Origin of the sequence: Microbispora sp. NBRC 16548 (genome assembly GCF_030268985.1) — a bacterium.
Taxonomy (GTDB): Bacteria; Actinomycetota; Actinomycetes; order Streptosporangiales; family Streptosporangiaceae; genus Microbispora; species Microbispora catharanthi.
Window position 1 is genome coordinate 315,632 of sequence record NZ_BSSF01000006.1, and the last position, 12,337, is coordinate 327,968.

A 12,337-nucleotide genomic window follows, 5' to 3' on the forward strand; every position below is an offset into this window, starting at 1 on the left:
CGCTCCCCATCCGAGGCAACGCCGGTGGGCCCGCGTCGCGGGCCCACCGAGTCGTCTGCGGCGACCGCCGATCATCCCCCGCGTCGCCTGCGGCTGTTCGCCGGCCGCGTGCCCCGCCCCGCTTGACCCGGCAGGGACCCGCCGCCCCGGCCCCACGTGATCCGACGCGCGGCTGCCGGGGGCCGGCCGCTCAGCGGCGGGCGCCGGTCAGGGTCCGCTCCCTCGCGGAGTCGCCGGCTCCGGCCGAGGTGCCGCCGGGGCGTTCCGGCGCCGTGGCCGTCCGCGTCGCGCCGGGCCGCGCCCGCCAGAGCCGCAGTCCCTCCAGCCGGTCGAACACGTCGAGCGCGCCCTCGCCGGCCGCCCGCACCCGCAGCAGAACGGATGTCGGAGCCAGCACGGCCCCCAGGCGCCGCCATCGTGAGGTCCTCGACGCCAGATCGCGCCTGATCCGGCGCAGGTCCGCGGGGACGGGCCCCGACGCCGAGGGCGTGGGAGCGTACCTGAGCCGCTCCTCGGACGTGACGACGCGGGTGAGCGACTCGGCGGCCTGCGGCCCGAGCGCGTACCGCTCGCCGATCCGGCGGCCGAGCGCGCGCGGCGTCTCGCTCGGCTCCCCGGCCATGCCCAGGTCCGTGAGCATGTCGCGCAGCTCGGCCCAGGCCGCGTGGGCTCCCGTCGCCGTCCGCGTCATCCGGCGAAGGCGCCGGCGGCGCACCACGAGCCGCGCGGCGGCGGGCAGCAACAGCAGCGCGAGCGCGGCGGCGGCGCCGATACCGATCTTGACGGTCATGGGCGTGCCCGGGTCGGCCGCGATGGCCGTGCCGTCGAGGTCGCGGTCGAGCTGGCGCGGGTTCGGCCGGGCCGGCCCGGCGCTCTGGCCGCTGTCGTCCTTCTCGTCCGCCGACGGCCCGCCGGACGGGCCCGTCGTGGGATCGTCCGTCGGCGTGACGGGCAGCGAGTACAGCGGCACCTGGGCCGTGCCCTGCCCGCCGGCCCCGGCGGGGGTGGGCTCGAACCGCAGCCAGCCGATCCCGTCGAAGAACAGCTCCGGCCACGCGTGGGCGTCGTGGGTGCGGACCGTCCACACGTCGCCGATCTTGGTGCCGCCCGTGTATCCGATCGACACCCGCGCCGGGATGTTGAGCAGACGCGCCATCACGGCCATCGCGCCGGCGAACTGCTCGCAGTAGCCGATGCGGTCGCGCAGCAGGAAGCGGGACAGCGCCTGCGCGCCCGATCCGGACGCGCGCACGTCGTAGGTGAACCGGCCGGCCCGGGTGAACCACTCCTGCAGCTCGACCGCGGCCTCGTACGGCGTGGCCGCGTCGGCGGTGACCCGGCGCGCGAGGGCGGCCACCCGGGGATCGAGCCCGTCGGGCAGCTGCAGATAGCGGTCGCTTTCCGGGAGGGTCACCGCCGTGCGCAGCTCGGTCATGGTGGGCTCCGGCTCCTCGGTCACCACCCGATACTCCAGCCCGGACGCCTCGTCCTCCGTGGAGAAGACCATGAGCGAGGATCGGTCCGCGCGCCAGTCGCCGTCCGCGTCGACCTGCCGGGCCGGGTACGGCAGCGGCAGGAAGTTGAGCTTGTCGATGTCCTCGCTCATCGTGACCCGCATCTCGGCGCGCTTCACCGACACCCCGGGGCGGAGCCCGGGAGTGGGCGGCAGCGGCCCTTCCGACACGCGGTCCTCCGAGAGCCCCCGCAGCGGGGACAGCGTCCACTTCGTCCCGTCGAAGATGTCGAGAGAGTAGATCCGCAGATAGCGCGGCACGTCGTCGCTGCTGGTGTAGGTGAGCACGGTCGCGTTGCCCTGCTGCCTGAGCTGGCCGCCGAGCTTGGCGATGGCGTCGGGGATGCCGATGTTGCCGCCGCCCCCGCCGAGGCCGTTGCCGACGCCGAAGCCGAACAGCGGATCGGGGGAGAGCGCCGGCAGCACCGCGGGCACCAGGACCGCCAGCGCGATCGCCGTCACGCCGATGCGCTTGCCGGAAAGGGCGAGCCGCTCGGTGTCAGGGGCGGCGCCACGCGCGGAGCCCGAGGAACGGCGCACCACGACGGCCCGGCCCCAGCGGCTAAGGCGCTCCCGCCCGTCGGCGACGAGCAGGCCGATGTAGCCGAACGCCGCGACGACGAACGCGATCCACCCGATCGGCTCCGTGATCACCGCCGCGGGCACGGTGAACAGGGCGAGCAGCGGCAGCCCGGCCAGCGCCGCCCGGCGCAGCCGCACCGCGAAGACGTCCACGAGCAGGGCGATCAGCGCCACGCCCACCGTGGTGAGCAGCGTGATGCCGGGGTTGTCCGGCACCGGGGCGGCGTACTGCTGGATGTCGTCGAACCCGGAGCCGACCAGCTCGGCGAGCCGGGCGAGCGAGTTCTTGGTGGGGACGATCCGCAGCAACGCCTCGTCCGGCGTGAAGACGAGCGTCAGGTAGAGCAGGGCCGCCACGGGCGTCACGGCGGGCGCCACCCACGGACGGGCGCCAAGGCGGGAGGCCACCGCCCCGGCCACGGTGGTGACGAGGATCGCCCCCATGCAGGACCAGAACCAGGTGCCGCCCTCGAAGAGCGGGTAAAGCGTGACCGTGACGGCCGCCGTGGCCAGCCCCGCCGCAACCGGCAGTTTCATTGCTTCTTATCCTCCGTCACGCCGGAGCGGCCGGCTCAGGCCGCGCTCCTCTTGTTTCCGGCCTCCGGCCACACGCCGGCGAGCGAGGCGCCGGCGGGCAGGTCGAGCACCCGCCACCCGGCACCGGTCAGGACCGAGCGCGCGGCCCGCGCCTTCTCGTCGGCGACGGCGTCCCAGGAGGCCCCGTTCCCGGAAGCGCGGTCCCAGGAGGCGAGGTCGAGCAGGACCGCGACGGCGGTCACGCCCGAACGCCTGAGCTGGGCGAGCGCTCGGGCCTCCTCCGGGTCGAGCGCCCCGAGGACCGCGATGATCAGCCCCTCCCCGCCGCCCTGGCGCAGCGCGCCGACGCCGTGCTCCAGCGAGCGCGCCGTGCTCTGCCGGATGACGGCGAGCGTGTCGAGCAGCGACCACGACTGGCCGGTGTCCACCACGTGCCGCGCGCCCTGGTCGGTGACCAGGCGCAGGGCGAGCCCCTCCGCGGACAGGTGCACGCCGATGGATGCGGCGGCCGAGACCGCGACCTCGAACGACGAGCGCGGCCCCTCGCCCCGGTGGGCGTGCCTGCGGGTGTCGAGCAGCAGCGCGCCCCGGCTCTGCAACTCCTGCTCCTCGCGCCTGACCATCAGCTCGCCGTGCCGCGCGGTCGAGCGCCAGTGGACCCGGCGCAGGTCGTCGCCCTGGCGATACTCGCGGGGCGCCACGTCGTCGTCGCCCGCCGCCGCGACCGACCGCGTACGGCTGTCGCCGCCGCCGCTGTGCTCGCCCGACAGGCGCACCGGCGGCAGCGGCACCACCTCGGGGGTGACCACGAGCGTGTCGGTGATGGTGAAGGAGCGGGTCAACTCGACCAGCCCGAACGGGTCGGCGATCCGCACCGAGAGGGGCCCGATCGGGAAGCGTCCCCGCAGGTCCGAGCTCACCTTGTAGTCGATCTCCCGGACGCCGCGCGACTCCATCCGGTCGAGGACGAACCTCGGCCGCGTGCCCAGCGCGTACTGCAGGGTGTCCTCCACCAGCAGCAGCCCGGTGGGCAGCCGGGTGACGTTCTCCAGCCGCAGGGTGACCGTGCTCTCCTCGCCGGCCTGCACCCGCGCCGGGCTGAGCCGCCGGGCGGAGGCCAGACGGTATCGCGTGCGCGCCACGACCATCGACGCGATCAACGGCATCGCGATGATCAGCACGGCCACGCGCAGCAGGTCCTGCTCCCCGAGGACGAGGGCGCACAGCAGGGCCGCCACGCCGGAGGCGAGGAACGAGCGTCCCCGCGGGGTCAGAGCCTTCAGCCCGGTCATGGGCCCTCCGTCACTTGCTCACTGTCACATCGCCGGGCGTACGCCCGGCTCACTCGCGTCCGCTACTTGGCGTCGGGGACGGGGACGCGCCGCACCAGCTCGCCGACGAGCTGTTCGGGGTGGCGGCGCTGCCCCTGCGCCTCCATGCTCGGCAGCAGGCGGTGCGCCAGCACGGGGACGGCCAGGTCCTGCAGGTCGTCCGGGATCACGTAGTCGCGGCCGGACAGCGCGGCGTGGGCCCGCGCGCTGCGCACCAGATGAAGGGTGGCCCGCGGGGAGGCGCCGAGCCGCAGGTCGGGGGAGTGCCTGGTGGCGGACACCATGTCGACGGCGTAGCGCTTGACCGGCTGGGAGACGTAGACCGCGCGGACGGCCTGGATCAGCGCGGCCACCTCGGCCGTGGTCGCGACCGGGTCCATCTTGTCCAGCGGCTGGGAGGCGCCGTGCACGTCGAGCATCTCCAGCTCGGCGGCCGGCTCCGGGTACCCCATCGCGATCTTGGCGGTGAAGCGGTCGCGCTGCGCCTCGGGGAGGGGATAGGTGCCCTCCATCTCGATCGGGTTCTGCGTCGCGATGACCATGAACGGCGACTCCAGCGCGTAGGTCACGCCGTCGACCGTGACCTGATGCTCCTCCATGCACTCCAGGAGGGCGGACTGCGTCTTCGGGGAGGCGCGGTTGATCTCGTCGCCGACGACAATGTTGGCGAAGACCGGTCCGGGCTTGAACTCGAACTCCCGCGTCTGCTGGTTGTACGCGCTGACTCCGGTGATGTCGCTCGGCAGCAGGTCGGGGGTGAACTGGACGCGCTTGACCGGGCAGTCGATCGAGCGCGCCAGGGCCTTGGCGAGCATCGTCTTGCCCACGCCGGGCACGTCCTCGATCAGCAGGTGGCCCTCCGCCAGGAGCACGGTGAGAGTAAGGCGGACGACGTCGCTCTTGCCCTCGATCACTGATTCGATCGAGTTGCGGATCCGGTGGGCGGTGTCGATCAGATCCTCGAGCCGGGCTGAAGCATCGGTGACGTCGGTAGTTACTGCCACCAGGCCTCCATGAGGGTGCGTCCCCGAGAATGGGGCGTTAAACGTTCCTTTTCCATTCTGTGTACTGACCCTATGTCCCCTCTGGTTCTAGGGCGACTTTGTCCGGAAATCCGGGTGAACTGCCCACAGTGTTGTGGCATCTCTTCACGGTCACGTGGCGCGTTCGTCCGAATCCCGTGACACGCGAAGCCCGGCCGTCCCGGCGCGCTCCACTTCCCCCCACCGGTTTCCTCCACCGGGCCCCGGCCGCCGCCGGGAACCCCGTACGCGCCGGGGTTTCCGTGGGCTCGACACGCCCGTGCGCGGGCCGGGGGGCGCCGCGGCGCCCCACTCCGACCCACCCCATTTCACCTGCGAAAACGCCGCCGATTTTGAATGCCGACACGCTCAGAATCAGTTGACGGTGGGGAGAAGTGGAGTATGGTGGTGCGCAGTGGAGGGCAGGGGCTATAGCGCTGAGCGCTCCACAAGGCACAGGAGGTGGGTCCGGTGTTCCTCGGCACCCACCACCCGCGCCTCGACGACAAAGGACGGCTGTTCCTGCCGGCGAAGTATCGCGAGGAGCTGGCGGAGGGTCTGGTGATCACCAAAGGCCAGGAGCGCTGCCTCTACGTCTTCCCCGTAGAGGAGTTCCAGCGCATCACCGAGGCCCTGCGCACCGCTCCGGTGACGGCGAAGGCGGTCCGCGACTACAGCCGTGTCTTCTTCGCCAGCGCGTCCGACGAGGTGCCGGACAAGCAGGGACGCATCACGATTCCCCAGACGCTGCGGCGGTACGCCGGGCTGGAACGTGACTGCGTCGTGATCGGCGCCAACACGCGGCTGGAGATCTGGGACGCCCAGGCATGGGACACCTACCTGGAGGCTCAGGAGCAGGCATTCTCCGATCTTTCGGAGGAGGTGCTGCCCGGGATTCTGTAGATCGGTCCTTTCTTTTGATCAATTGACCCGTCGGTGACGTTCGGCGAGGTCTCCACCCGCTCCCATGTGGCAGCTGATGCACCTTCCCCGGTGTCAGACGCCACGGCCGACGCGGATGGGGACCTGGCCGGACGGGTCGGTTCTCAGGGAACCGGCATGGGTGGGGGTCCGTTGGGTAGTCACCGGCGGCACAGCCGCGAATCCGCGAGTACTGCGGCGTAAATGGGGGTTGGAAGCGTTGTCGCACGAGCCCGGTCAGCCGGGTGGTCACGTTCCGGTCATGCTCGATCGCGTGCTGGAGTTGCTCGCTCCGGCGTTGTCCGGACCGGAGCCGGTGGCCGTGGACGCCAACCTCGGTCTCGGCGGGCACGCCGAGGCGCTTCTGGCCGCCCACCCCTCTCTCCACCTCGTCGGCATCGACCGCGACCCCACCGCCATCGAGCGTTCCACCGCCCGGCTCGCGCCGTACGCGGACCGGATCACTCTGGTGCGCGCCGTCTCCGACGAACTGGCCGACGTGCTCCGTGACGCCGGACGGCCCCGCGTGGACGCCGCGCTGTTCGACCTCGGCGTGTCCTCCCCTCAGCTCGACGAGGCCGAGCGCGGTTTCGCCTATTCCTACGAGGCCCCCCTCGACATGCGGATGGACCGCGAGCAGGAGCTCACCGCCGAGCGTGTGGTGAACACCTACTCCGCCGCGGACCTCACCCGCATCCTGCGCGACTACGGCGAGGAGCGCTTCGCGGCACGCGTCGCGAACCTCATCGTCAAGGAGCGCGCCAAGGACCCCATCACCAGCACGAAACGGCTTGCCGACCTGGTCCGCGCGGCGATACCCGCCGCCACGAGGCGGACCGGGGGCAACCCGGCGAAGAGAACGTTCCAGGCGCTGCGCATCGAGGTGAACGGAGAGCTGTCGGCGCTCGAGCGCGCGCTCCCCGCCGCGCTCGACGCGCTGGTGCTGGGCGGGCGCGTGGTCGTGCTCGCCTATCACTCCCTGGAGGACCGGCTCACCAAGCAGGTCCTCGTGGCGCGAACCAGGGACACCAGCCCCCCCGGGCTGCCGGTCCCCCTGGAGGCTCACCAGCCCCGGTTCCGCCTTCTGACGAGGGGAGCGGAGCTCCCGGACGACGAGGAGGTGGCCCGCAACCCGCGGGCGGCCTCGGCCCGCTTGCGGGCGGCAGAGAGGATCCGCGAGGGATGAGGACAGAGCAGGAGAGCAGGAGGGCGGCCGGGCGCACGGCCGCGCCGCCCCGCGTGCCCGGCCGGACCGCCGCGACGGCGGGCGAGGCCGTCGCCGCTCCGGAGAAGCGCCGCGTCCGCCCCGGCGCGCCCACAGCGGGCGACGACCGCACACGCGAGGCCGTCCCGGCTCCCCGCGGCGGCGCGGAGAGCCGTCGCGGGGAGGCCGCCCCGGCTTCCCGGCCTGGCGCGGACGGCCGGCTCCGCCGTGAGGCGGTCCCGGCCCCCCGGAAGGCTCGTACGGACGCGCGCCGGAGTGAGACGGCCGCGGCCACCCGGCCGGGTGGCGCGGCGTCCGCGGGATCCGTCGCGGCCCCGAAGCGCGACGGCTCCCGGACGCGTACGGCCGCCCCCGCCGCTTCCGGCACAGCCGCGCCCGGCACGGTCGGATCCCGCACGGCCACCCGTCCCGCGCCGTCCCGTGAGGCCCGGGGCCTCACCGAGGTCGCGCCCGCTCCGCGGCGCGTCCGGCGCGGCGGCTCGGAAACCCGGCCGGCGGCGACCGCGCGTGCCACAATGGCGCGGCGGGCGTTCCGGCGGCCGCCGCGTGCGCCCTTCGTGCTGCTCGTCGTGGGCCTCATGTGCGGCGGCCTGGTGACCCTCCTGCTGCTGAACGTGGTCCTCTCGCAGGACTCGTTCAGGCTGAGCGACCTGCAGTCGAGCATCGACGAGCTCCACGAGCAGGCCGCGGAGCAGGAGAACCAGCTCCGCCAGTGGACGCAGCCGGGCCCGCTGGGCGATCAGGCCGCGGCGCAGGGTCTCGAACCCGACACGTCGGCGCCGGACTTCATCGACGCGGGCGGCGGCGCGGCGGCGCAGGAGCAGGCCCAGAAGGAGGGCACGGACCGGTGAGAGACAGCGGCCGGAACCCGGGTCCCGGCCGCGGGGGTCCCAGCGGGCGAGGCGGTGGCCAGGGCCCGGGCGGTGACAGGAGGAGCCCGGGCTCCCCGGGGCGGCCGTCCCGTCAGGACGGGCCGCCGAAGCCCGGACGTCCCGGCAGACCCGCCGACCCCGGACGCGACGACGCGACGGGCGGCGCGACCGGCGGAACGGCACGGCGCGGCAGGACCGGCGGTGCCCCGGAAGGCGGAGGCAAGCAGGGCGGCGGCCGGGCGGACGGTGCGCGCGACGCCGCGGGCGGGCGCGACGACGCCCGGAGCGGCCGCACCGGCGAGTCGCCCGGGAGGCGCCGGCCGGCGCCGGGCGGATCGGTCCCGCCCTCTCGCACGCCGCGAAGGGGCGAGCCCGGCGTGCCCGGCGGCGGCCCGCGCCGCGCCGTCGCGCAGCACCCGGCCCCGGGTGAGGGGCGTCCGCGTGGCGCGCGCGCGAGCGGATCGGGCGACGACGGGGACCGGCCGCGTGGCGCGGGATCCGGGCAGTCGCGGGCGGGTGCGCCAGGAACCTCTGACCGCCCGCGTGGCGGCGCGCCGGGTCACGGCGCGCGGGGAGCCGCGTCCGGCGCTCCCGGCCGCCCACGCACCGCGGCCGCCGGCGACCCGCGTTCCGGTGCCCCAGGAAAGTCCGGCGCTTCCGGAAAGTCCGGTGCCGCCGGAAAGTCCGGTGCTCCCGGCAGACCCGGCAGACCCGGCGTCCCTGGAACATCGGGAACGTCCGGCGACGCCGTTTCGGCGAGGGCAGGGGCTCCGGGCAGGACCGGCGCACCGCGGCCGTCCGCGCCGGGAGCGCCCGGCGGGACCGGCGCGGGCCGTCCCCGCACCGGCGGCGCCCCGCCGCGCCCCCAGCGTCCCCTGGGACCGCACGGACCGCAGCGTTCTTCAGGCCCGCCGGGCCCGCCGCGTCCGCCCGCCGTGCTCCGGCTGGGCAACCCCGCCCGGCGGCTGAGGGCGGCGCTGGTGGTGATGGCGATCGTGCTGTCGCTGTTCGCCGGCCGGCTGGTCCAGCTCCAGGGCTTCGACTCCAAGGTGCTCCAGGCGAGGGCAGCGGAGCAGCGCGTGCGGCCCGAGACGCTGCCGGCGCGGCGCGGCTCGATCACCGACGCCGGGGGCCACGACCTCGCCGTGACGGTGGAGGCCAGGGAGATCTACGTCGACCCCAAGGACGTCGACCCGGACAAGCGCGACCTGGTCGCCACCACGCTGGCACGGGAGCTGAACAAGCCCAAGGAGGAGATCGCCGCCGCGCTGGCCAAGACCACCCAGCGGTACATCCCGCTGGCCCGTAACGTCGAGCCGCCGCGGGCCAAGCGCATCATGGGCTTCGAGCTCAAGGGCGTGGGCATGAAGGAGACCTACCGCCGCCTCTATCCCGGGGGCTCGCTCGCGGGCGGCCTGCTCGGCTTCGTCGGCGTCGACGGCAGGGGCCTGGAGGGCCTGGAGAGCGCGTACGACGACATCCTGGCGGGCAAGGACGGCAAGCAGAGCGTCGAGCTCGGCGCGAACCGGCAGCGCATCCCGATGACGCGCAGCCAGCGCGAGGCGCCGGTGCCCGGGCGGGACGTGCGCCTGACCGTCGACAGGGACATCCAGTGGGCCGCGGAGCAGGCGCTCGACCGGCAGGTCCGCGCGACGGGGGCGCGCAGCGGCAGCGTGATCGTCATGGACGTGCGGACCGGGCAGATCCTCGCCATGGCGAACGCACCCCAGGCCAATCTCAACGACTGGCAGTCGGACCCGGCCGAGGACCGCGCCAACCGCGCGGCGTCCGAGGTGTTCGAGCCGGGCAGCACCAACAAGGTGATCACGGCCGCGGCGGCGATGGAGGCGGGCGTCGTCACCCCCGACACCGTCTTCCGCGTGCCCGACCACATCCAGTGCGCCGACCAGCAGCTCAAGGACGCCCACCCGCACAAGCCCGAGCCGCTGACGTTCACCGGGATCCTCGCCGAGTCGAGCAACGTCGGCACGATCATGGTATCCGAGAAGATCTCCAGCCAGCGGCTGTACGACATGTTCCGGTCCTTCGGATTCGGCGCGCGCAGCGGATCGGGTGTCCCCGGCGAGCAGGCCGGCCTGCTGCCGCAGTGGCAGACATGGTCGGGCAGCCAGCGCTGTACGATCGCCTACGGCCAGGGCATCTCGGTCACCGCGCTGCAGATGGCCAGCGTCTACCAGACGATCGCCAACGGCGGAGTGCGGGTGACCCCCTCGATCGTGGCGGGCACCACCGACGAGCACGGCGCGTTCGTCCCCAGCCCCGCGGCCAAGGGCACGCGGGTGATCAGCGAGACCACCGCCAAGAAGATCGCGCTGATGCTGGAGGCCGTGGTGGGCCACGAGGGCACGGGAGAGGAGGCCTCGATCGAGGGCTACCGTGTCGCGGGCAAGACCGGCACCGCCATGCGATACGACGAGAAGTGCGCGGGATACTGCGGGTACACCGCCACGTTCGTCGGCTTCACCCCCGCGGACCAGCCCCGGCTGATGGCCCTGGCGGTCATCCAGGACCCGAAGAAAGACCACTACGGCGGCTCCGTCGCCGCCCCGGTGTTCAAGGACGTCATGACTTTCGCGTTGAAGAGCAGGAAGATCCCGCCGACCGGTACGAAGGCGCCCGCGATGGTCCTTCGCCCGTCGGAGTGACGGCGGAGTGACCGGAGCAGGAGTGGCCGGGGCGAGCGACGGAGGGGGGTACGCTCTCGCCGTGCGTTCCCCGTCGTCCATGCGTCCCGAGGCCGTCCAGGCCCGTCCGCTGTCCGCGCTGGCGTCCCTGCTCGGCACGTCGTCGGCCGTCCCGTCCCCCGGAGCGCGGGCGGTGCGCGGCACGGTCACCGGCATCACCCTCGACTCGCGCCGGGTGCGGCGCGGCGACCTGTACGTGGCCGTGCCCGGCAACGCCCGGCACGGCGCGGAGTTCGCCGGCGACGCCCTGGCGTCGGGCGCGACGGCGATCCTGACCGACGAGGAGGGCCGCGACCGGGCCGCCGCCACCGGGCTGCCGGTGCTCGTCGTGCCCGACCCGAGGGCGGTGCTCGGCGAGGTCGCCGCCTGGGTGTACGGCAGGCCGGCGGCCGGCGTCACGCTCATCGGCGTCACCGGCACCAGCGGCAAGTCCACCTCGACGTTCCTGCTGGAGGCGGGCCTGCGGGCGGCGGGTCACCGCACCGGCCTGGTCGGCGGCGTGGAGATCCGCGCGGGCGACGTGCGGTTCACCCCCGAGCTGACCACCCCGGAGGCGACCGACCTGCAGGGGCTGTTCGCGCTGATGCGCGAGCGGGGCGTGAGCGCGGCGGCCATGGAGGTCTCCAGCCACGCCCTGGCGCTCGGCCGTGTGGACGGCCTGTTCTACGACGTGTCGATCTTCACCAACCTCTCGCAGGACCACCTGGACTTCCACCGCGACCTGGACGACTACTTCGCGGCCAAGGCGCGGCTGTTCACCCCCGAGCTCAGCCGGGCGGGCGTGGTGAACATCGACGACGCCCACGGACGGGAGCTGGCCGCCACGGCCAAGATCCCGATCACCACGTTCTCCGCCGCCGGGGCGCCGGAGGCCGACTGGCGCGCCGAGGACGTGCGCCTCGGCTCCGCCGGCAGCACGTTCCGCCTGGTCGGTCCCGGCGGGGTCGAGGCCGAGGTGTCGGTGGCCCTGCCCGGCCCGTTCAACGTGGCCAACACGCTCGGCGCGCTGGTGGCGCTGGTGGAGGCAGGGGTCCCGCTGCAGGCCGCGGTGACCGGCGTCGGCGAGTTCGGCGGCGTGCCGGGCCGGATGGAGCAGGTGCCGGGCGCGGACGACGTCCAGGTGATCGTGGACTACGCGCACAAGCCGGGCGCGGTGGAGTCGGTCCTGCGCTCGCTGCGCGCCGTGCTGGACGACGGACCGGGAGGCCGCCTGGTGATCGTGCTGGGCTGCGGCGGCGACCGCGACCGCGGCAAGCGCCCGATGATGGGCGAGGCCGCCGTCCGCCTCGCCGACCTGGCCGTGTTCACCAGCGACAACCCTCGCACGGAGGACCCGCTCGCGATCCTCGCCGCGATGCTGGAGGGCGCGCTGCGGGTACCCATCAAGGAGCGGGGCCACGTGGTCGTGCAGCCGGACCGGGCGGCCGCCATCCGCCTGGCGATCGGCGGTGCGGCGCCCGGAGATGTGGTAGTTGTGGCCGGCAAGGGACACGAGCAGGGGCAGTATGTCGGGGGCGAGGTCGTTCCCTTCGACGACCGCGAGGTGGCCGCCGCGGCCATCGCGGAGCGGAGCCGGGCGCGGCGGGCGGCGCGAGAGGCCGCCGATGCGTGAGCCGGTGCCGGGCCGTG

The 12,337-nt window shown here is 74.0% G+C and carries 8 protein-coding genes; 5 read left to right on the top strand and 3 right to left on the bottom strand.

The window, feature by feature from the left end:
- Positions 1–190: 190 nt before the first annotated feature.
- From QSK36_RS18865 to QSK36_RS18875, 3 genes are all read right to left on the bottom strand, one after another.
- Positions 191–2,632 (bottom strand): transglutaminase TgpA family protein, encoded by a 2,442-nt coding sequence (locus QSK36_RS18865; RefSeq protein ID WP_285783326.1) that lies wholly within the window; start codon positions 2,630–2,632, stop codon positions 191–193.
- A gap of 35 nt (positions 2,633–2,667) precedes the next feature.
- Positions 2,668–3,924 (bottom strand): DUF58 domain-containing protein, encoded by a 1,257-nt coding sequence (locus tag QSK36_RS18870; protein ID WP_285783327.1) that lies wholly within the window; start codon positions 3,922–3,924, stop codon positions 2,668–2,670.
- Between the two features lie 62 nt (positions 3,925–3,986).
- Complete coding sequence (locus QSK36_RS18875) at positions 3,987–4,967, bottom strand: AAA family ATPase (protein WP_285783328.1); 981 nt, start codon at positions 4,965–4,967, stop codon at positions 3,987–3,989.
- 489 nt (positions 4,968–5,456) lie between these two features.
- Here QSK36_RS18875 and mraZ point away from each other — a divergent pair, with 489 nt between their 5' ends.
- From mraZ to QSK36_RS18900, 5 genes are all read left to right on the top strand, one after another.
- On the top strand, positions 5,457–5,888 hold the full coding sequence (gene mraZ / locus QSK36_RS18880; protein ID WP_079318531.1) for a division/cell wall cluster transcriptional repressor MraZ: 432 nt from the start codon (positions 5,457–5,459) through the stop codon (positions 5,886–5,888).
- Between the two features lie 280 nt (positions 5,889–6,168).
- Positions 6,169–7,092 carry a 16S rRNA (cytosine(1402)-N(4))-methyltransferase RsmH gene (gene rsmH, locus QSK36_RS18885; RefSeq protein WP_183539638.1) on the top strand — a complete coding sequence of 308 codons (924 nt, stop codon included), beginning with the start codon at positions 6,169–6,171 and terminating at the stop codon, positions 7,090–7,092.
- Positions 7,089–7,982: a cell division protein FtsL gene (ftsL, locus tag QSK36_RS18890; protein ID WP_285783329.1), complete on the top strand. Its 894-nt coding sequence runs from the start codon at positions 7,089–7,091 to the stop codon at positions 7,980–7,982. The genes rsmH and ftsL overlap by 4 nt, the downstream gene beginning before the upstream one ends.
- A gap of 956 nt (positions 7,983–8,938) precedes the next feature.
- On the top strand, positions 8,939–10,669 hold the full coding sequence (locus tag QSK36_RS18895) for a peptidoglycan D,D-transpeptidase FtsI family protein (protein WP_285783330.1): 1,731 nt from the start codon (positions 8,939–8,941) through the stop codon (positions 10,667–10,669).
- A 79-nt stretch (positions 10,670–10,748) separates the two neighbouring features.
- Entirely contained in the window at positions 10,749–12,320 is a 1,572-nt protein-coding gene (locus QSK36_RS18900; RefSeq protein WP_285783491.1) for a UDP-N-acetylmuramoyl-L-alanyl-D-glutamate--2,6-diaminopimelate ligase, read from the top strand.
- Positions 12,321–12,337 lie beyond the last annotated feature (17 nt).

Excerpts from the sequence above, each read along its gene's own strand:
- QSK36_RS18870 (WP_285783327.1), bottom strand. The coding sequence starts at position 3,924 with ATGACCGGGCTGAAGGCTCTGACCCCGCGGGGACGCTCGTTCCTCGCC.
- ftsL (WP_285783329.1), top strand. The coding sequence starts at position 7,089 with ATGAGGACAGAGCAGGAGAGCAGGAGGGCGGCCGGGCGCACGGCCGCG.
- rsmH (WP_183539638.1), top strand. The coding sequence starts at position 6,169 with ATGCTCGATCGCGTGCTGGAGTTGCTCGCTCCGGCGTTGTCCGGACCG.
- QSK36_RS18900 (WP_285783491.1), top strand. The coding sequence starts at position 10,749 with ATGCGTCCCGAGGCCGTCCAGGCCCGTCCGCTGTCCGCGCTGGCGTCC.
- QSK36_RS18865 (WP_285783326.1), bottom strand. The coding sequence starts at position 2,632 with ATGAAACTGCCGGTTGCGGCGGGGCTGGCCACGGCGGCCGTCACGGTC.